The sequence below is a fragment of the Streptomyces sp. NPDC006208 genome (assembly GCF_040613775.1).
Classification (GTDB): Bacteria; Actinomycetota; Actinomycetes; order Streptomycetales; family Streptomycetaceae; genus Streptomyces.
Window position 1 is genome coordinate 1 of the sequence record NZ_JBEXSW010000010.1, and the last position, 19,413, is coordinate 19,413.

Below are 19,413 nucleotides of genomic sequence, written 5' to 3' on the forward strand. Positions count from 1 at the left end.
TCTAAACCCCCCGCTCACCCTATTTCCCCCCCCTGCCGCTGTCCTGTGGGGGGGGCGGGGGGGGGGGGGGCTGCGCGCGCGCCGCGGGGACCGGACGGCCGTCCGGTCCCCGCGTCCGCTACTCCTTGGGGCTGCGCAGCAGGGCGACGATGTGGGCCGCCGCGGTCGACAGATGGCGGCGGGCCTCGCCCAGCTGCTGAGGCGTCACCCCGTGGTCACGGGCCGCGTCGCGCACGTCGTCGCGGAAGCGGTCCAGCAGCCGCTCGAGGTCGCGTGCCGGGTTGTCCGACGGCTCTTCCTCGGCCCACTCGGGCTCCGGCGGAGCCTCGGCACCGGCCGGTTCCACGACCACCACCGGCTCCGGCTTCGGGCCGGTCCCCGGCCTGGTGAACCGCCCGAACTCCTTGGAGATCTCGGCCAGCCCCTCCCGGAGCCCCGTCGGCCAGTCGCCCCGTGCGAAGTGGTCCTGCACCTTGTCCTGGACCTGCTTGGCGATGCGCTGCATCTGCTCCTGGGCCTGGTCCTGGGCCTCCTTGGCCTGGCGGCGCGCACGCTGGGCGTCCTCGCGGGCGCGGCGGGACTCGTCCTTGGCGCGCCGTGCCTGCTCTTTCCACTCCTGCTTGGCGCGGCGCAGCTCCTCCTTGGCGGCTCGCCAGGACTCCTTGTCGGTGAAGTCCCCGAAGTCCCCGATCGTGAAGTCCCCGACGCCGAAGTCTCCGAGGCCGGGCTCCCCTTCACTCGCGGAGTGCCCCTTGCCGTTGCCGCTGCCGGGGGCCCGGCGCGTCTGCGACGCCGCCGCGCGCATCTCGCTGCGCAGCTTGCCCGCCGCGCCGCGCACGTCGTCGCGGATCTCCGCGGCCAGTTCGGAGACCGACTCGCGGATCTCCAGCTCCAGGTCGGCCAGTTCGCCGCTGCGCCCGGCCAGTTCGGCGCGGCCCGCGTCGGTGATCGAGTAGACCTTGCGGCCGCCCTCGGTGGCATGGGTGACCAGGCCCTCGGCCTCCAGCTTGGCCAGCCGCGGGTAGACGGTGCCGGCGCTCGGCGCGTACAGGCCCTGGAAGCGCTCCTCCAGGAGACGGATCACCTCGTACCCGTGGCGCGGGGCCTCGTCGAGCAGCTTCAGCAGATAGAGCCGGAGCCGGCCATGGGCGAATACGGGGGGCATGTCAGAGCACCTTCCCGGTCGGGGCGTCGGCGGACACGTCCTCGTGGGGCTCTTCCTCCGCCGGTGGCCTGCGCAGCAGCGCGATGGAACCGGAGACGGTCGTCGCCTTGAGCGTGCCGGTGCCGGCGCCGAGCGTGCCGGTCATCTGCTTGGCTCCCCACTGGCCGCTCACCCGCAGATCGTCGAAGGCGGTGGAGACGGCTCCGCTCGCGGTGTTCGCCTCGACCAGGGCATCGGCCGGGTGCGGCAGCCGGATGGCCACCTCGCCGGAGACCGTGTTCAGCCGGATGTCCGTGGGCTCGCCCGCCGGGTCGATGTCGATGACCATGTCCCCGCTGACGGAGTCGGCGCGTACCGACGAGCCGGATCCGTCGATCACCGTCAGATCGCCGGAGACCGAGTTGTAGCGCAGCTTGCCGGTGACCGACTGGGCCTCCAGATTGCCGGAGACCGTGTCGGCGCGGACCGGACCCGAGATGCGGACGAGTGTGGTGTCCCCGCTGACGCCGCGGACCGTCGTGGCGCCCTTGATCCCGGAGACGACCGCCCCCGCGCCCACCGCGCCGACCTCGACGGCCGCCTGGGCGGGGACGGCGAGCGAGACCACCGCGCTGCGGTGCCAGCCCTTGCGGTCGAGCCACTTGAGGAAGCCCTTCCAGGGCAGGTCCTCGTAGGCGACGGTGAGGGTGGAGCCCTGCCTGGTCACGATCAGTGGGGGGCCCTGGATCTCGGAGACCTCGAGCCGGGCGGAACCTTCGTCGGTGCCCACCACGTTGACCGTTCCATTGACGATGCGCACATTGAGCACGGTGACCGGGTCGTCGAAGGCGAGCTTTGTCGGCTCAGCGACTTCCCACGTCGTCTCTGCCATGGTGCTGACCTCCCAGGCCGGCCGCGACGCAACATATCGCGTCTGTTGGCTAACACGATATATCGCGGTACTCGGATGTCAAGCTCGGCCGGGGGCGTCGACCGGGCGACCAGGGTTCCTCGCGTGGCCATTGGGGGGCATTGAGGGCTACAAGGGGCAAATTGCCCTAGCGTGGGGTCATGAACGCGACACCCGTAGGAGCGCTGCTGCTGTGCCGGGCCGATCCCGTGCTCGTACGCCCGCCGGCCCATCTGCTGCGCGGGCGGATGCTCCTCGCCCCGGCCGGCTCCCACTGGAGCGTGATCGTCCCGGAGGACAAGCCCTGGCTCGACGGAGGCGAACCGGTCGAGGCGGTGCTCGGCGGCTGGGCCCACGCACTCGCGGTGGGGGTGAACTGGCCCGTGCTCGCCCTGTGGTGGGACGGGGAGCGCGCCGGATTCACCCTTGCGTCCGGGTTCCGCCGGCCCGTCGGCTACATCTGGCTCGCCGACGGCACCCCCGTCGGCGAGGACGAAGCCATGCGGACGTTCGCCGCCCGCCTCGGGCTCGACCCCGTTGTGGACGTCCAGGCCCTGGAAGAGCTCACTCTCCCCGACCCGGAGTCGGACGCCCGCGCCCGGCTGGTCGGTCTGACCGCCGTCCTCACCCGCACCGGCCTCACCCTGCCCGTCGGCCTCACCCCCGGCGAACCGGCCGACCGGCTGCGCTCGGTCGCGCACGAGCACGAAGCGGAGACGGTCGAGTGGTCGGGCTGGCGCGATGCGGTACGGGCCGAACTCGACGTGGTCGAGGAAGGCCCGCTCGGCCCGTGGCTGCTGGGCCGCCGGGCCCGCGTACTCGGCGCCGCCCAGCTCGTGGTGGGCGTGCCGCTGACCGCCTGGGGCGTCGCCCGCCGCAGCGGGGGCTGGGCGGCGACGGGCGGGGTGCTGATCGCAGGCGGGCTGGTGAGGCTGGGCTACGAGCGTCTGCGGCGCTGAGCCTGTCGGCTGTTTCCTTCCGCCCTTGCCGGTACCCGGGGCGCAGCCCGGGACCCGTGGCGGGGGTGGAAGGAAGCGGGGATCGGGCTGACGCCCCCTACCCCCGGGCTGTCGGCTGCGCGCCGGGGAGTCCCGGCGTTCCCCTCGGGGCTGCTCGTCGGCATCGCGCCGCGAGGCCTGCCGGGCGTGCGCCGGGCACTGCCTCGCAAGGCCCCGTGCGGCTACTCGTCCTCGTCCTCGTCGTCGAGGCGGGCCAGCCATGTGGCGAGACGCTCGACGGGAACCTCGAAGTCCGGATTGAGGTCGACGAAGGTCCGCAGCTGCTCGGCCAGCCACTCGAAGGTGACCTCCTCCTCGCCGCGCCGCTTCTCCAGCTCCTCGATGCCGCGATCGGTGAAGTACAACGGGGTGCTCCTGCTTCTGGTGATGCGTGCCGGTGGGCTTCCCACCAGCCTAGGCGGCCGAAAGGCCCGGCCCCGCATCGCGTGGATGCGGGCCCGGGCCCCTCGGTGCGTAGGGACAGCCGTCCGGTCAGGCCTCGAAGACCTCGTTGACCAGCTGCTCCTGCTCCTGCTCGTGGCGCTTCTTCGAGCCCACCGCCGGGGACGAGCCGTGCGGACGCGAGATGCGGCGCAGGCGCTCGCCGTGCGGGATGTCCGCACCGACGGCCAGGTCCAGGTGGTCGATCAGGTTGAGCGCGATGAACGGCCAGGCACCCTGGTTCGCCGGCTCCTCCTGGGCCCACAGGTACTTCTCGGCGTTCGGGAACTTGGCGATCTCGGCCTGGAGCTCCGCACCCGGCAGCGGGTACAGGCGCTCGAGGCGGATGATCGCGGTGTCCGTCGTACCGCGCTTCTTACGCTCCGCGTCCAGGTCGTAGTAGAACTTGCCGGACACGAAGACGACCTTCTTGATCGCGGCCGGGTCGGCCACGCCTGCATCCACCGCGGTGTCGCTGATGACCGGGCGGAAGCCGCCGGTGGTGAACTCCTCCGTCTTCGACGCCGCGGCCTTCAGACGCAGCATCGACTTCGGCGTGAAGACGATGAGCGGCTTGTGGTGCGGGTTGTGCACCTGCCAGCGCAGCAGGTGGAAGTAGTTCGACGGCAGGGTCGGCATCGCGACCGTCATGTTGTTCTGCGCGCACAGCTGCAGGAAGCGCTCGGGGCGGGCGGACGAGTGGTCCGGGCCCTGGCCCTCGTAGCCGTGCGGCAGCAGCAGCGTGACGCCGGAGTGCTGGCCCCACTTCTGCTCGGCCGAGGAGATGAACTCGTCGACGACGGTCTGCGCGCCGTTGACGAAGTCACCGAACTGGGCCTCCCACATGACCAGCGCGTCCGGGCGGGCCAGCGAGTAGCCGTACTCGAAGCCCATCGCCGCGTACTCGCTGAGCAGCGAGTCGTAGACGTTGTAGCGGGCCTGGTCGTCCGTCAGGTAGAGCAGCGGGGTGTAGTCCTCGCCGGTCTCCTGGTCCACCAGCACCGCGTGGCGCTGGCCGAACGTGCCGCGACGGGTGTCCTGACCGGACAGCCGGACCGGGGTGCCCTCCATCAGCAGCGCGCCGATGGCGAGGGTCTCGCCCATGCCCCAGTCGATCGTGCCGTCCTCGACCGACGCCGCGCGGCGCTGCAGCTGCGGCATGAGCCGCGGGTGCACGGTGATGTGGTCGGGGATGTTGACCTGGGACTCGGCGATCCGCTTGACGACCTCCTGGGAGATCGCGGTGGTCACGGCCACCGGGAACTCGGCCTGGGAGTCCGGGACATGTGCCGGGGCCGGGAGGCTGGTGGCCTCGCGGACCTCCGCGAACACCTTCTCCAGCTGGCCCTGGAAGTCCTGGAGCGCCTGCTCCGCCTCTTCCAGCGTGATGTCGCCGCGACCGATCAGCGACTCGGTGTACAGCTTGCGCACCGAGCGCTTCTTGTCGATCAGGTTGTACATCTGCGGGTTGGTGAACTGCGGGTTGTCGCCCTCGTTGTGACCGCGGCGGCGGTAGCAGATGAGGTCGATCACGACGTCCTTGTTGAACGCCTGGCGGAACTCGAAGGCGAGCCGCGCGACGCGGACCACGGCCTCCGGGTCGTCGCCGTTCACATGGAAGATCGGCGCCTCGATCATGCGGGCCACATCGGTCGCGTACATGGACGAACGCGACGACTCCGGGGCGGCGGTGAAGCCGACCTGGTTGTTGATGACGATGTGGACCGTGCCGCCGGTGCGGTAGCCGCGCAGCTGCGACATGTTCAGCGTCTCGGCGACGACACCCTGGCCGGCGAAGGCCGCGTCACCGTGCAGGGCGACGGGAAGGACGGTGAAGTCCGTGCCGCCCTTGTTGATGACGTCCTGCTTGGCGCGGGCGACACCCTCGAGGACGGGGTCGACAGCCTCCAGGTGCGAGGGGTTGGCCACCAGCGAGACCTTGATCTGCTCGCCGTCGAGGCCCGTGAACGTGCCCTCGGCGCCCAGGTGGTACTTCACGTCGCCGGAGCCGTGCATCGACTTCGGGTCGAGGTTGCCCTCGAACTCGCGGAAGATCTGGGCGTACGACTTGCCCACGATGTTCGCGAGGACGTTCAGGCGGCCGCGGTGGGCCATGCCGATGACGACCTCGTCCAGGCGCGACTCGGCCGCGGAGTCGATGACCGCGTCGAGCAGCGGGATGACGGACTCGCCGCCCTCGAGCGAGAAGCGCTTCTGGCCGACGTACTTGGTCTGCAGGAAGGTCTCGAAGGCCTCGGCCGCGTTCAGCCGGCGCAGGATGCGCAGCTGCTCCTCGCGCTCCGGCTTGGTGTGCGCGCGCTCCACCCGGTCCTGCAGCCACTTGCGCTGCTTCGGGTCCTGGATGTGCATGAACTCGATGCCGGTGGTGCGGCAGTACGACTCACGCAGCACGCCGAGGATGTCGCGCAGCTTCATCATCGACTTGCCGGCGAAGCCGCCGACGGCGAACTCGCGCTCGAGGTCCCAGAGCGTGAGGCCGTGCTCGGTGATGTCCAGGTCGGGGTGCTTGCGCTGGCGGTACTCCAGCGGGTCGGTGTCGGCCATGACATGGCCGCGGACCCGGTAGGAGTGGATCAGCTCGAAGACGCGCGCGGCCTTGGTGACGTCGTCGTCGTGCGAGGCGTCGATGTCCTTGAGCCAGCGGACCGGCTCGTAGGGGATGCGCAGCGACTCGAAGATCTCGTCGTAGAAGTTCTCCTCGCCGAGGAGGTAGTTCGCGACGATCCGCAGGAACTCGCCGGACGCGGCGCCCTGGATGACCCGGTGGTCGTACGTCGAGGTCAGCGTCATGACCTTGGAGATGCCCAGCTTGTTCAGGGTGTCCTGGGAAGTGCCCTGGAACTCGGCGGGGTAGTCCATCGAGCCGACGCCCATGATGACCGACTGTCCGGGCATCAGACGCGGCACGGAGTGCACGGTGCCGAGGCCGCCGGGGTTGGTCAGCGAGACCGTGACGCCGGTGAAGTCGTCCATCGTCAGCTTGTTGTTGCGAGCGCGGCGGACGATGTCCTCGTAGGCCTGCCAGAACTCGAAGAAGTTCAGCGTCTCGGCCTTCTTGATGCCCGCGACGACCAGCTGGCGATCGCCGTTCGGCTTCACCAGGTCGATGGCCAGACCGAAGTTGACGTGGTCGGGCTTGACCAGGGTCGGCTTGCCGTCCTTCTCCGCGAACGACCAGTTCATCGACGGCATGGCCTTGATGGCCTGCACCATCGCGTACCCGATGAGGTGGGTGAAGGAGATCTTCCCGCCCCGGGCGCGCTTGAGGTGGTTGTTGATGACGATGCGGTTGTCGAAGAGCAGCTTCACCGGGACGGCGCGCACGGACGTGGCCGTGGGCAGCTCCAGGGAGGCGTTCATGTTCTTCGCGACCGCGGCGGCGGGGCCGCGCAGCACCACGAACTCGGGGCCGTCGGGCGCCTGGGTGGCGGGCGCGGCCTTGGCCTTGGCGGCCGGAGCCGCCGGGGCGGCCTTGGGAGCGGCGGCAGCGGGCTTGGGCGCGGCGGGGGGAGTCTGGGCCGGCGCGGGCTGAGCGGGCTGCGCGGGCGCCGGAGCGGCGGCAGCGGGCTGTGCCGGGGCGGCGGCGGTCGGGGCGGGGGTCACCGCAGCCCCCGCGGCTGCGGTACCGGTCGCGGGCTTGTCCGCCGTGCCGGAGGCACCCGGCTTGTAGTCGGCGAAGAAGTCCCACCAGGCACGGTCGACCGAATTCGGGTCCTGGAGGTACTGCTGGTAGATCTCGTCGACGAGCCACTCATTGGGACCGAACGCGGCGGCAGGGTTCTGACCCTGCCCGCCTTGGTCGGTCGAGGTGCTCGAGTTACTGGGGGACTGAGACGACACGGCGAGAACCGCCCTCTTCCGCTTCACAAGGTGATGGACAGCGGAAATAAAGGCTACGCCTCCCTGGCCGGGAGGTGCAGGCCGGGCGGGTCATCGTCGCGCAAGTCACACCGAAAGGCGGGTTTCGGGGCCGTGAATGGCGGGAAACAAGCGTGGTTCCGCTGCCGTCCGGGTACAACAGAAGGCGACTACAGCCCGGTGACCTGCAGCCTTTCCCATGTGCTGGGCATGAACATCCCAGTGCAAGCACGGGCTCCACCGAAGCCGCTGACGTGGGGCGAACAGCTGCTTCCGCTTCAAACCCTACGTCAACCTCGCGCCGACGGGATCCCCGGAAGAGTGACCTGGATGCGGCAGCCACGGGCGGATTCGGCCACCCCGATCCATCCCCCGTGCAGATCCACCGCCCAGCGCGCGATCGCCAGGCCCAGACCCGTGCCGCCGTCACTGCCCGGACCGTGCGGCGAGGCCACCTGACCCCGGTTGAAGCGCTCGAACACCTTGTGGCGCTCCTGCTCCGGGATGCCGGGGCCTTCGTCGAGCACTTCCAGGTCCAGCGACTCCGGAGACGGCCCGCGCCGGGCCCGTACCGTCACCCGGCCGTGCGGCGGCGAGTGCTTGACCGCGTTGTCGATGAGATTCGCCACCACCTGGTGCAGCCGCTCCGCGTCCGCGTGCGCGGTCAGCTCCGGCGGTGACACATCCAGATGCAGATGCACGTCGGTACGGGTGTGCCGCCCCGATCCCGATGTCAGCCCGGGCCGGGACGAGGCCAGATTGGCCTCCTTCAGCACCCCCGACAGATACGGCCACACCTCGAAGCGGCGGGCCCGCAGAGGCAGCACACCGTTGTCGAGCCGTGACAGGTCCAGTAGCGTCTCGACCAGCCGGCCCAGACGCTCGGTCTGTTTGAGCGCGGTGCGCATGGTCTCCGGATCGGCGGCCGAGACCCCGTCGACGACGTTCTCGAGCACGGCGCGCAGCGCGGCGATCGGCGTGCGCAGCTCGTGCGAGACATTGGCGACCAGTTCCTTGCGGTTCTGGTCCACGGCCTCCAGGTCGTCCGCCATGCGGTTGATGGTGGAGGCGAGGTCGCCGAGCTCGTCGCGGCGGTCGGCGCCGCGCACCCGGCGGGTGAAGTCGCCGTGCGATATCCCCTTGGCGACGGTGTTCATCTCGTCCAGCGGCGCGGTCAGGCCGTGGGCGACGAACTGGGTGATCAGCAGGGTCGCGATGATCGTGAAGACCGTGATGAAGCGCAGCTCGGTCTTGCTGTGGAACGCGAGCACCAGCAGGCCGGTGGTGATGAAGACCGAGACGACCACCAGCGTGCTGAGCTTGGTCTTGATCGAGATCGTGATGGAGGCGGTACTGAGCCGCTTCCGCGGTCCGCCTCCTGGCCGCCGTCTCATTGCGCCGGCGTCTCCAGCGCGTAGCCGACACCGTGGACGGTACGGATCCGCTCGGCGCCGATCTTGCGCCGCAGCGCCTTGATGTGGCTGTCGACCGTACGGGTGCCGGAGGCGTCCGCCCAGTCCCACACCTCGGCGAGCAGCTGCTCGCGGGAGAGCACCGCGCGCGGGGTGTTCGCCAGGCAGACCAGCAGATCGAACTCGGTGGGCGTCAGGTGCACGTCCTCGGTGCGTACGCGCACCCGGCGCTGGGCGTGGTCGATCTCCAGCTCGCCCAGCCTGAGGATCCCGCTGCGCGGCGTCACCGCGGCGAGCGCGGCGCGCTCCACCCGGCGCAGCAGCACATGGACGCGGGCGGCGAGCTCACGCATCGAGAACGGCTTGGTCATGTAGTCGTCCGCGCCGACGCCCAGACCGACCAGCATGTCCGTCTCGTCGTCACGGGCGGTGAGCATCAGCACCGGAACGGGGCGCTGGGCCTGGACGCGGCGGCAGACCTCGAGACCGTCGAAGCCGGGCAGCATCACATCGAGAACCATCAGATCGGGTTGCCAGGCCTCGGCCGCGTCGACGGCGGCGGGGCCGTCGAGCGCCGTCTGGACGAGGAAGCCCTCGGCCCGCAGGCGGGCGGCGATGGCATCGACGATCGTGGCGTCGTCCTCGACGACGAGCACCCGGCGCTGCGCTCCGGGGGTGGCCGCGACTCCGTTGTGCGTGGTGTGTGTCTGCTCCATCGCCCCGCCCTGTTCCGCGTTCTCGCGAGCTGCATGTGGATCCGGATCGAGGTCGATCCCGTGGTGATCCCGGTGTGTCGTCCAGCAGCGTAAGGGCACCGGAGGCGTCCCGGCTACGCAGGGCGAACCGCGAGGTGAACCACGTCCGGTACGCCTCGGGCAACCTGGATCTCTTCGGTCCTTACCCCGCTGAATCCGGCATTCCGCAACGCGTCCCCGAATGTGGGGGACGGCTGCGCGGACCAGACGGCGAGGATGCCGCCGGGCTCCAACACGCCCTGACAGGCGGCGAGTCCGGCGGGTGAGTAGAGGTTCTCGTTGTCGTCGGTGACGGTCCACTCGGGCCCGTTGTCGATGTCCAGACACAGGGCGTCGTAGCGGTCGGGGGTGGCTCGCAGATGGGACACGAGATCCGTGTGCAGGATCACGGTGCGAGGGTCGGCGAGCGCCTCGCCGGAGATCGCGGCGAGCGGGCCCGAACGGTGCCAGCCGATGATCGCCTCCTCGCGCTCGACGACGGTGATGCGGCCCCAGCCGTGGGCGGCCGCGGCACGGGCCAGGGAGAACCCGACGCCGAGCCCGCCGATCAGGACGGCGGGTGCGGTGCGGCCGGCGGCGAGCGCGTCGTGCGCCGCGTCGACGAGCAGCCGCTCCGAGCGGCCGTCGGAGGTGTCCATCAGAAAGCACCCGTTGGCGATGATCTCGTGAACCGCCTCCGCTCCCTCGCCGCGCCTCCTCAGTACGACTTCCCCGTAGGGGCCCTCGTGCCTCTCGAGCGTGACGGGCGGGGCGTGGACTGCGGGGAACGGCATGGTGGGAACCTCCGGGCGGCTGGCGGTGACGACACGGATCGTGACCATCCTGTCCGGCGGGCGGCCGACGGGACAAACCGATTCCCGGCACCCGACGTCTGTCGGCCGCCGGGACGTCGGTTTCCGGACATCGTCGGGTCGTGACCGCGTCCGCGGGCCCGGCCGCCCCCTCGCGTCGGCCGGGACCGCGGGCCGTGGTCAGCTCTCGCGGCGTGGCCCCCGCCAGGCGTACAGGGACGCCCCCGCGACGAACAGCGCCAGCGCGGCCGCCCAGGCCCCCGGCTGGGGACCGGGCTGCATCGGCCAGGCCCAGATCTGGGCGCCCCCGCCGTGGACGCGGCCCGCGCCCAGGTAGATCGCACTGATGTAGGCGAAGGCCGGCAGCCAGCTCAGCCGTGCGCCGATCACCACGGCCGCGGCGGCCGTGATGCCCATGGCGCCGAGTGCGTTGCGCGCCATGGCAGGGGCGCCGAACTCGGCCGTGTGCCCGAGCACCGCGAACGCCAGGACCGTCGCGGCGAGCGCCGTGAGGCCGAGCAGCTGGGCCAGCCGCCGGGGCCACCAGGCGCGTACGGCCGTGCGGTCCAGCTCGTCCGTGTACGTGTGCAGGCCGGTGCCGATCACGGCGGCGGACAGCAGCGGGGCCAGCGCCACGACCGGCACCCGGCGCGACGGCTCGAGATAGGCGTCCAGACCGTGCGCGCCCCACACCGCGAGCACCCCGATGGCGGCCAGCGAGGCCACGGCGAGCGGGACGGCGCGTGAACGGGCGAGGAGCAGGGGGCCGCTGAGCGACCGCTGGGGTGTGGAACGGGCGCTCACAGGGCGGGCACCTGCTTCGGGTCGCAGCTGTCGGCAGTGGCGAAATAGCGCGAGAGCCATGCGCGGCGTTCGTCCGTGTCCATGGCCGCGAGCCGGGCGCGGGCTGCCTGGTCGGCCCTGATACCGGCCTGCATCTTGTCGTCGCCGTTCCCCTGGGCCGACCGGAGGTTGTGGCGCTCGATCTCGGCGCGAGCCCGGCTGGGGCTGAGCCACTCGGTCACCGTGGAGTCGACCCGGCTCGCGCGCTCGTCCTCCACGCGCGCGTCGCACGGGTCCTTGCCTGCCAGCGAGTCGGCGGCCTCCGACGCGAACTGCTCGGGATCCGTCAGTCCGCCGCGGACCATGGACTGGCCCATCGGGGTCAGCATGGGCAGCTGGGCCTCGTCCTGCTTCGGTTCCCCGGCCCGGTCCTCGAACCGGACCGGCAGGTTCTCGACGCCTTCGAGACGATCGGTGAGGCCGGACAGAGCAGTTTTGACCTCCGGCAGCATCGCGGGGTACAGGGCATTCACACAGATCTGGGGTCGCACAGAGGTGTCGCACACCTGCTGCTGCGCCAGGGGGTGGTCGCGCCACATGCGGTCACCGGTCTGGGTGATCAGCACCGCCGCGACGGCCGCTGCGGTGAGCGGCACAAGCGCGGTGTACTTGCGGGAGGCCGCGTACGCGAGGACCGCGGCGGCCGCCAGACCGCCCACCCACACGGACTCGGCGAGCGGCTGCCACCACACGGGGACCACATCACCCATGGTGGGCGCGGACGCCGGGCTGAGGTGGCTGAGCCCGCCCGTGGCGTAGGTCGGCACGCCGAGCGCCAGGTATCCGCCTACGGCGAGCGTCGGCGCCGCGGGCCGCCAAGCCACCAGTCGTCCCACAACATGCCCGAGCAGGGTCATGGCCACGAGGAACGCCGCGTCTGCGAGGGCGGGGGAGAGCAGCGGGCGGCTCGCCGAGGCGTAGGCCCAGGTTGCGGCGGATGCGCCGACGGCCACGACCGCGTACGCCGCGGCGATCCATGCCGCCACCGGCAGCGATGCCGTCAGGAACTGGGCGAGCGGGCCGCGCGCGGCCGTCGCGCGCAGCTCGTCCGTGCGGCGGCGGCGTTCCCTGCCTCCGTGCCAGCAGCCCGCGGCCGCTGCCAAGGGGCCACCCAACAGGCTGCTCGTGACATGCAGCATGCCCTGGGTGTCGCCCCAACTTCCCTGCCACTGCGGCGCCTTGCCGGCCATCGTGATCGCCAGGGTCGCGGCGACGGCGAGGCCGGCCCAGGGTGCGAAGCCGCGCCTGAGCTCGCTGCGCAGGGGGTGCGTGGCGGTGCGCGTGCCGTAGGCCGGTCCTGTCGGCGGGGTCCCGTTCCGCGTCTGCGTCTCTGTCTCCAGGATGCTCAACGTGCTGCCCCCGCTCCGGCCGGCACGGACTGCCCGCCGCGGTGGGCCCGCAAGGCCGCGGTGTAGCCGCGTTCGATCGGGCTGCCGTCGCTCCCGTCGCTGTCGCCCGCGGAGTCCTTGCCGAGCGCGGTCAGCTCGGCCGTCGCCCCCCGGTAGGCCACCCGGCCCGACTCGAGCAGGGTCACGTGCGAGCACGCGGCCGCCACGTCCTCGACGAGGTGGGTGGAGACGATCACGGTGGAAGCGCTGCCCAGCTCCCGGAGCAGTGCTCTGAACTCGACCCTCTGCTCCGGATCGAGACCGGCCGTCGGCTCGTCGAGCAGCAGCAACTCCGGTTCGTTGACGATCGCCTGCGCGATGCCGACCCGGCGCACCATGCCGCCCGACAGCGTCCTGACCTTCGCGTCGATACGGTCGCCCAGCCCGACCCGCTCGACCGCCCTCTCCACCGCGGCCGGCACCGTCGAGGCGGGCATCTCCTTCAGCCATGCGACGTACGCGACGAACTCGCGGACCGTGAAGCCGGGGTAGTGGCCGAACTCCTGCGGGAGATAGCCGAGACGACGCCGTATCTCCGTGCGCTCCCGGTGCGCCGACACATCGCGGCCGAGGAGTTCCACCCGGCCGCCGGAGGGCGCGGCGACGGTGGCGAGAACCCGGATCAGGGAGGTCTTGCCCGCGCCGTTCGGGCCGAGCAGACCGTGGACCCCGGTGTCGAAGGAGAGGTCGAGGGCGTCCAGGGCGACGGTCCTGCGGTGCCGGACCGTCAGCCCGGTGACCTGCACGGTGCTGTGGGTGCTCACATCTTCTCCAGGTGGTCGAACGACGAACGGCGCAGCGCGAGCAGCCCCGCGCACAGCAGGGCCGCGGTGGCCCAGCCGCTCTGCACGGCGGTCCCGTCCACATAGACCGCGAGCCGTCCTGCGATGTTCTGTGGAAGCGAGGCCAGTACGGGCGCGGCGACGAACGCCAGCCAGCCGAAGGCCAGGGCGCCGGCGGCGACCTCGCAGCCGACACAGGAACCGAGCGCCAGCGCCGCGAGGGTCAGGGCCAGTCCGGGCAGCAGCCAGGCAGCGGCCCCGGGCCCGTCGGCCGTCGAGGGCAGCAGGGCGCCGGCCGCCGTCAGCAACGGGATGCTGACGGCGAGAACCGCGGCGGCCCGGGTCAGCAGCAGCCGCAGCCCGCCGGAGGGGGTGGATGCGGCGATCTCGTACAGCGGATCGGCGTGCCGCCCGTACGAGAGTCCGACTCCGGCGAGCGGTACGACGGGTGCGATCAGCAGCAGGGCAGGCTGTACGCCCCCGAGCCCCGCCACATACGCCAGCCCGAACGCCGCTGCGACCACCAGCCCGAGTGCGATGAGCCAGGCCCGGTGCAAGGACGGTCCTGCGGCCCAGACGGCCCGCGCGACCCACCCGAGCCGCCGGCCGCGCCCCGCGTCCGCGGGGCCGTGCGGGCTGCCGGCCCCCGCCGTGGGTCCGGCGAGCGGTCCGCCCGGCCGGACGGCCGCGGTGCGGGCCGCGAGTCCTCCCGCCGGGACCGGCTTCGGGGTGACACGGTCCGGGTCGCCGGCCTCACGGCCGGCGTCGCCGACCGCGCGGCCGGGCTTCTCGGCTTGTGCCGCGCCCCCTCCCGCGGAGTCGTGCAGATGCTCGCGCGGGCGGGTGCTCTCCGCCGGGCCGGCCACGCGCGTCCCGGGCCGTGCGGCGCCGAAGGACGACGGACGCAGGCCCCGCAGACGTGCCCGTGCCGACCGGCGCGAAGGCTGTGTCAGTGCCGCCGTGGCCAGGACCGAGGCGCGCACCTCCGCCAGGAGGTGCCCCGCCGCCCCGGTCCGGGCCGCCGTCGACACGCGGGTCGCGCACGGCGTGCAGGACTCCACATGCTTCTCCAGGGACCAGGCGTCCGGTTCGGACGCCGAGCCGGCGGCGTACTGCGCCGCCAGCTGTTCGCTCACATGCCAGTCGCTCACGCCGTGCCTCCCAGGGCATCCGTGCCGGGCGCCAGCTGTGCCAGCGCGGCGCGCAGCTCCCGGCGGGCCCGCAGCGCGCGGGTCTTGACCGTGCCCTCGGGGATGCCGAGCAGCCGTGCCGTCTCGCGGGTCGTCAGGCCGTCGATCACCGTCGCGCGCAGTACCTCGCGCAGCTCCGGCGAGATCCGGTCGAGGGCCGTGCCCACATCCCCGTACTCCAGCCCGGCCAGCACCCGTTCCTCGGCGGAGGGCATCGGCCCGGCCGGTGCGTGGACCACGCGGTCCGCCCTCGCCCCAGCCCGCTGCGCGTCGACCAGGCGGCGTGCGGCGATCACCCAGAGCCAGCCGCCTGCCTCGCCGCCGCGGTGCGTGCCGGCGGAGCGCCATACGGTCACAAAGGTGTCCTGGAGGACTTCCCGTACGGTCTCCGGGTCCGTGCAGCGGCGCGTCAGGCGGATGTGCAGCCAGCCGGCGTGCCGGTCGTAGAGCGCGCCGAGCGCTTCCGTGTCCCCGCGGGCGACGGCCCGCAGCAATGCCGCGTCGTCGTCCCGCTCTCCCCCCGAGGGGCGCATCAGTCTCACGCTTTCCCTATCGCTCGCGACGCGACGAGCGGTTCACGGCACCCTCGGGAAAATTCGGACGAGTTCGCTCACGCCCCCTGCGCGCGATGGAACAGGCTGACGAGCGGCGCTTCGACCCGCCACCCGAGGGACTCGTACAACGCCCGGCCGTCGGGCGTCCCGCCGAGGACGCCCACAGGGGCGCCCCGGTCGACCGCGGCGTTGTGGAGCGTACGCATCACCAGGCTGCCGAGTCCCCTGCGCCGGTGTGCGGCCGCCGTCTCCACCTGGTCGACGACGGCGGTCGGTCCGGTGAGCGCGATCTGGCCGCGGGCCGCGAACGAGCCGTCGGCGGCCACGACCAGCACCCGGGTGACGCCGCCGCGCTCCCAGGTCTTGAGGGTGTAGCCGTCCGGCACAGCGGCCGGTGTACGGCGCAGCTGAGCGGTCATCAGCCAGCCGGGCTCGTCGACCTGCCAGTCGGGGCCGACCCACTCGCAGACGGACGCGGGTTCGGCGAACACCTTCAGCCACACCGTCGGCGCGGCGAACTCGGCGGCGACCTTGCGGACCGTGGACTCGTCGTCGGAGGTCAGGACATGGCGGGTCGCGTGGGGGACCTGTCCGACATCGACGGTGAAACCCCAGGGCTGTGCCACCGGGTCGGCCGCACCGCGCGAGACGACCCAGCCGTCGACCCAGGCACGGATGGTCGCGGCGGTGCTCTCGAAGGACATCCGGAACTCCCCGTAATAGGCTCTTTGATATTGGGCCAATTACATACCGGGGGCGGTGCGGGCGGCGACGGCATGCTTCCGTGATCCGCGCCACATGGGCCGGCCGCGCGGGCCCCGGCGGTCCCGCGCGGCCGGTGGTAGGTGCGACGCGTCGATCCAACGGTCACACGGTTCGTCGGAGCGGCCGCCGCTCAGGTGGGCGTCGTGGACCCGGCCGAGGCTGCCGCCGCCCGGTTCCCGAACCCGCGTCCAGCTGCTTCCGTGGTCGTTCCGGACGTAGCAGTCGTACTCGACGGTCGTACCGGGAGCGATGTGCCCCACGACGGTGCAGGCGCCGTACGGGCCGGTATGTGCGGCCGCGCTGGTGGACCTGGCCTGGGCCGCCGGTGCGGCCATCGTGGCGCACGATCCTCCGGGTGGGAGCGATGGCGCGGGCCGCGAGGCAATTGGGTGGCAGGCGAGAAACCGCTCAGGCAGGCTCATCGTCATGGTCTCGGTGTTGCAGAACGTGGCGATCGACTGTGCGGATGCCTATGAGCTGGCCCGGTTCTGGAGCGGGGTGACTGGCCACCCGTTGCATCCGGAGGACAGGCCGGGGGACAGCGAGACCCAGGTGGTGCTGCCGGCGGGGCCGCTGCTGCACTTCAATCAGGTGCCTGAACCGAAGAGGGTCAAGAACAGGATCCACCTGTGCCTGCGTCCGGAGACCTCGCGTGAGGAGGAGGTCGAACGGCTGCTGGGTCTGGGCGCCACCTTGGTCATCGACCGCCGTAACCCCGACGGCTCGGGATGGGCCGTTCTCACGGACCCCGAAGGCAACGAGTTCTGCGTCCTGCGCAGTGAATCCGACCGGGGCGCGGTGCCGTCCTGATTCCGGGGGATCGGGGGGAGTGGTGACGAACCGCAGAGGACCTGTGTCCGGCCGAGCCTGATCGACTTCCCGGTAACGGCACCTGTCTCACAAGGTCACCTCGGACCTCGCAAGATCCCCCGCACGGTTGATCTGCAACTCGCAAGATCCACCGCCGAAGGGCAGTCGGCGGGTGATCGCTCACGGCGAACATTGACTGGGGAACATCCCGGGGCTCATGTGCATTGAGTCGGTACAGCTCAACTTGACTGCGCTTGACTGCCTAAGGGGAGATCATGGCTTCATCGACGTCCTCACCGCTCACCCTGCCCGTGCTGCCGCTCGACGACGAGGTCGTGCTGCCCGGAATGGTGGTTCCGCTCGACCTGTCCGATGCCGATGTACGGGCCGCGGTGGAGGCCGCCCAGGCCGCGGCCCGCTCCTCGGGCAACAAGCCGAAGGTGCTGCTCGTTCCCCGGATCGACGGCACGTACGCCGCGACCGGTGTGCTCGGCACGGTCGAACAGGTCGGCAGGCTCTCCGACGGCGACCCCGGCGCGCTGATCCGCGGTCGCAGCCGTGTCCGGATCGGGGCCGGTACGAGCGGGCCCGGCGCAGCACTGTGGATCGAGGGCACGGCCGTCGTGGAGGTGGAGCCCGATCCGGTGCCCGGCGCCGTCACCGAACTGATCAAGGAGTACAAGGCGCTCGCCACCGACTGGCTGAAGAAGCGCGGTGCCTGGCAGGTCGTCGACCGCGTCCAGCAGATCGACAGCATTGCCCAGCTCGCCGACAACGCCGGCTACTCGCCGTTCCTGACCACCGCTCAGAAGGTCGAGCTGCTGGAGACGGCCGACCCGGTGGCCCGCCTCAAGCTCGCCGCCGAGCAGCTGCGCGAGCATCTTGCCGAGCAGGACGTGGCCGAGTCCATCGCCAAGGACGTCCAGGAAGGCGTCGACAAGCAGCAGCGCGAGTTCCTGTTGCGCCGTCAGCTGGACGCCGTGCGCAAGGAGCTGCGCGAGCTGAGCGGCCAGGACGGCGAGGACGAGTCCGACGACTACCGCGCCCGGATCGAGGCCGCGGACCTGCCCGAGAAGGTGCGCGAGGCGGCTCTCAAAGAGGTCGAGAAGCTGGAGCGCGCCAGCGACCAGTCGCCCGAGGGCGGATGGATCCGCACCTGGCTCGACACCGTCCTGGAGCTGCCGTGGAACGAGCGCACCGAGGACGCGTACGACATCCGGGGCGCCAAGGCCACCCTGGACGCCGAGCACTTCGGCCTGCAGGACGTGAAGGAACGGATCACCGAGTACCTGGCGGTGCGCAAGCGGCGCGCCGACCGGGGGCTGGGCGTGGTCGGCGGGCGGCGCGGGGGCGCGGTTCTGGCGCTCGTCGGCCCGCCCGGTGTCGGCAAGACCTCGCTGGGCGAGTCGGTCGCGCACGCGATGGGCCGGAAGTTCGTCCGGGTCGCTCTCGGCGGTGTACGCGACGAGGCCGAGATCCGCGGCCACCGGCGCACGTACGTCGGTGCCCTGCCCGGCCGGATCGTCCGCGCCGTGAAGGAGGCCGGGTCGATGAACCCGGTCGTCCTGCTCGACGAGATCGACAAGGTCGGCTCCGACTTCCGCGGCGACCCGGCCGCGGCCCTCCTCGAGGTCCTCGACCCGGCGCAGAACCACACCTTCCGCGACCACTACCTGGAGGTCGAACTCGATCTGAGCGACGTCGTCTTCCTGGCCACCGCGAATGTTCTCGAGGCCATCCCGGAGGCGCTGCTCGACCGGATGGAGCTCGTCCGGCTCGACGGCTACACCGAGGACGAGAAGATCGTCATCGCCCGGGACCACCTGCTGCCGCGTCAGCTGGAGCGGGCGGGCCTGGAGCACGGCGAGGTGACCATCGACGAGTCCGCGCTGCGCAAGCTGGCGGGCGAGTACACCCGGGAGGCGGGCGTACGGAACCTGGAGCGTTCGGTGGCCCGGCTGCTGCGCAAGGTGGCGGCCGAGCACGAACTGGGCGACCGGGACCTGCCGGTCACCGTCGGTGCCGAGGAGCTGCGCGCGCTGATCGGACGGCCGCACCATGTGCCCGAGTCCGCCCAGGACCCGGCCGAGCGCCGCACCGCGGTGCCCGGTGTGGCCACCGGCCTCGCGGTGACCGGCGCGGGCGGCGACGTCCTGTTCGTGGAGGCGTCGCTGGCGGACCCGGAGACCGGCGCGGCGGGCCTGACCCTGACCGGTCAGCTCGGCGACGTCATGAAGGAGTCCGCACAGATCGCGCTGAGCTTCCTGCGCTCGCACGGCGCGGAGCTGGAGCTCCCGGTCGCCGATCTCAAGGACCGGGGCGTGCACATCCACTTCCCGGCGGGTGCCGTCCCCAAGGACGGCCCGAGCGCGGGCATCACGATGACGACGGCGCTCGCCTCGCTGCTGTCGGGCCGGCAGGTGCGCACGGACGTGGCGATGACCGGTGAGGTGTCGCTGACCGGCCGGGTGCTGCCGATCGGAGGCGTCAAGCAGAAGCTGCTGGCCGCGCACCGGGCGGGTATCACCACGGTGGTGATCCCCAAGCGGAACGAGGCGGACCTGGACGACGTCCCGGCCGAGATCCTCGAGAAGCTGGAGGTGCACCCGGTGACGGACGTCCGGCAGGTGCTGGAGCTCGCGCTCTCACCGGCGCAGGTCGAGGTCGCCCAGGCGGCCTGACCCCGCGGGCACGGGCCCGGCGGTGATCCACCGCCGGGCCCGACGGCTGTCCGCCGAAGGTCCCGCACAA

Annotated in this window: 17 protein-coding genes; 3 read left to right on the forward strand and 14 right to left on the reverse strand. The window is 71.7% G+C overall.

Annotated elements, in window-relative coordinates; genetic code table 11:
* Positions 1-118: 118 nt before the first annotated feature.
* Positions 119-1,165, reverse strand: a complete 1,047-nt coding sequence (locus ABZ208_RS09980) for a helix-turn-helix transcriptional regulator (protein WP_356909024.1) — start codon at positions 1,163-1,165, stop codon at positions 119-121.
* 1 nt (position 1,166) lies between these two features.
* A complete protein-coding gene (locus tag ABZ208_RS09985; protein WP_356909025.1) occupies positions 1,167-2,036 on the reverse strand; it encodes a DUF4097 family beta strand repeat-containing protein in 870 nt (289 codons plus the stop codon).
* Between the two features lie 179 nt (positions 2,037-2,215).
* Between ABZ208_RS09985 and ABZ208_RS09990 the strand changes: the two genes are divergently transcribed.
* Positions 2,216-3,013, forward strand: coding sequence for a hypothetical protein (locus ABZ208_RS09990; protein WP_356909026.1), 798 nt, complete (start codon positions 2,216-2,218; stop codon positions 3,011-3,013).
* A gap of 221 nt (positions 3,014-3,234) precedes the next feature.
* Here the strand turns inward: ABZ208_RS09990 and ABZ208_RS09995 are convergent, their stop codons facing one another.
* From ABZ208_RS09995 to ABZ208_RS10050, 12 genes are all read right to left on the reverse strand, one after another.
* Entirely contained in the window at positions 3,235-3,417 is a 183-nt protein-coding gene (locus tag ABZ208_RS09995) for a DUF6104 family protein (RefSeq protein WP_003961784.1), read from the reverse strand.
* A gap of 127 nt (positions 3,418-3,544) precedes the next feature.
* Positions 3,545-7,354 (reverse strand): multifunctional oxoglutarate decarboxylase/oxoglutarate dehydrogenase thiamine pyrophosphate-binding subunit/dihydrolipoyllysine-residue succinyltransferase subunit, encoded by a 3,810-nt coding sequence (locus ABZ208_RS10000; RefSeq protein ID WP_356909027.1) that lies wholly within the window; start codon positions 7,352-7,354, stop codon positions 3,545-3,547.
* Positions 7,355-7,662: 308 nt separating this feature from the next.
* Positions 7,663-8,766 carry an ATP-binding protein gene (locus ABZ208_RS10005; RefSeq protein ID WP_328396550.1) on the reverse strand — a complete coding sequence of 368 codons (1,104 nt, stop codon included), beginning with the start codon at positions 8,764-8,766 and terminating at the stop codon, positions 7,663-7,665.
* Complete coding sequence (locus tag ABZ208_RS10010; RefSeq protein WP_328396548.1) at positions 8,763-9,500, reverse strand: response regulator transcription factor; 738 nt, start codon at positions 9,498-9,500, stop codon at positions 8,763-8,765. The genes ABZ208_RS10005 and ABZ208_RS10010 overlap by 4 nt, the downstream gene beginning before the upstream one ends.
* Before the next feature lie 113 nt (positions 9,501-9,613).
* Positions 9,614-10,312 (reverse strand): spermidine synthase, encoded by a 699-nt coding sequence (locus tag ABZ208_RS10015; RefSeq protein WP_356909028.1) that lies wholly within the window; start codon positions 10,310-10,312, stop codon positions 9,614-9,616.
* 198 nt (positions 10,313-10,510) lie between these two features.
* On the reverse strand, positions 10,511-11,134 hold the full coding sequence (locus tag ABZ208_RS10020; protein ID WP_356909029.1) for a hypothetical protein: 624 nt from the start codon (positions 11,132-11,134) through the stop codon (positions 10,511-10,513).
* Complete coding sequence (locus ABZ208_RS10025; RefSeq protein ID WP_356909030.1) at positions 11,131-12,522, reverse strand: hypothetical protein; 1,392 nt, start codon at positions 12,520-12,522, stop codon at positions 11,131-11,133. The genes ABZ208_RS10020 and ABZ208_RS10025 overlap by 4 nt, the downstream gene beginning before the upstream one ends.
* The gene (locus tag ABZ208_RS10030; RefSeq protein ID WP_356909031.1) at positions 12,519-13,325 is read right to left on the reverse strand and encodes an ABC transporter ATP-binding protein; all 807 of its coding nucleotides are present in this window, start codon (positions 13,323-13,325) and stop codon (positions 12,519-12,521) included. The genes ABZ208_RS10025 and ABZ208_RS10030 overlap by 4 nt, the downstream gene beginning before the upstream one ends.
* On the reverse strand, positions 13,322-14,494 hold the full coding sequence (locus ABZ208_RS10035; RefSeq protein WP_356909032.1) for a zf-HC2 domain-containing protein: 1,173 nt from the start codon (positions 14,492-14,494) through the stop codon (positions 13,322-13,324). Before ABZ208_RS10035 ends, ABZ208_RS10030 begins: the two co-directional genes overlap by 4 nt.
* The gene (locus ABZ208_RS10040) at positions 14,491-15,075 is read right to left on the reverse strand and encodes an RNA polymerase sigma factor (protein ID WP_356909033.1); all 585 of its coding nucleotides are present in this window, start codon (positions 15,073-15,075) and stop codon (positions 14,491-14,493) included. The genes ABZ208_RS10035 and ABZ208_RS10040 overlap by 4 nt, the downstream gene beginning before the upstream one ends.
* A 68-nt stretch (positions 15,076-15,143) precedes the next feature.
* Complete coding sequence (locus ABZ208_RS10045; protein WP_356909034.1) at positions 15,144-15,791, reverse strand: GNAT family N-acetyltransferase; 648 nt, start codon at positions 15,789-15,791, stop codon at positions 15,144-15,146.
* Between the two features lie 39 nt (positions 15,792-15,830).
* Complete coding sequence (locus ABZ208_RS10050; RefSeq protein WP_356909035.1) at positions 15,831-16,187, reverse strand: hypothetical protein; 357 nt, start codon at positions 16,185-16,187, stop codon at positions 15,831-15,833.
* Between the two features lie 91 nt (positions 16,188-16,278).
* On the opposite strand from ABZ208_RS10050, the gene ABZ208_RS10055 reads away from it, so the two are divergent.
* Positions 16,279-16,662: a VOC family protein gene (locus ABZ208_RS10055; protein WP_356909036.1), complete on the forward strand. Its 384-nt coding sequence runs from the start codon at positions 16,279-16,281 to the stop codon at positions 16,660-16,662.
* A gap of 275 nt (positions 16,663-16,937) precedes the next feature.
* A complete protein-coding gene (gene lon, locus ABZ208_RS10060) occupies positions 16,938-19,343 on the forward strand; it encodes an endopeptidase La (RefSeq protein ID WP_356909037.1) in 2,406 nt (801 codons plus the stop codon).
* The last annotated feature ends 70 nt before the right edge of the window (positions 19,344-19,413 follow it).

Bases quoted from the DNA above. Each gene is read 5' to 3' on its own strand.
- ABZ208_RS09985 (WP_356909025.1), bottom strand. From the start codon at position 2,036: ATGGCAGAGACGACGTGGGAAGTCGCTGAGCCGACAAAGCTCGCCTTC.
- ABZ208_RS09980 (WP_356909024.1), bottom strand. From the start codon at position 1,165: ATGCCCCCCGTATTCGCCCATGGCCGGCTCCGGCTCTATCTGCTGAAG.
- ABZ208_RS10055 (WP_356909036.1), top strand. From the start codon at position 16,279: ATGGTCTCGGTGTTGCAGAACGTGGCGATCGACTGTGCGGATGCCTAT.
- lon (WP_356909037.1), top strand. From the start codon at position 16,938: ATGGCTTCATCGACGTCCTCACCGCTCACCCTGCCCGTGCTGCCGCTC.
- ABZ208_RS10015 (WP_356909028.1), bottom strand. From the start codon at position 10,312: ATGCCGTTCCCCGCAGTCCACGCCCCGCCCGTCACGCTCGAGAGGCAC.
- ABZ208_RS10010 (WP_328396548.1), bottom strand. From the start codon at position 9,500: ATGGAGCAGACACACACCACGCACAACGGAGTCGCGGCCACCCCCGGA.
- ABZ208_RS09990 (WP_356909026.1), top strand. From the start codon at position 2,216: ATGAACGCGACACCCGTAGGAGCGCTGCTGCTGTGCCGGGCCGATCCC.
- ABZ208_RS10050 (WP_356909035.1), bottom strand. From the start codon at position 16,187: ATGGCCGCACCGGCGGCCCAGGCCAGGTCCACCAGCGCGGCCGCACAT.
- ABZ208_RS10005 (WP_328396550.1), bottom strand. From the start codon at position 8,766: ATGAGACGGCGGCCAGGAGGCGGACCGCGGAAGCGGCTCAGTACCGCC.
- ABZ208_RS10045 (WP_356909034.1), bottom strand. From the start codon at position 15,791: ATGTCCTTCGAGAGCACCGCCGCGACCATCCGTGCCTGGGTCGACGGC.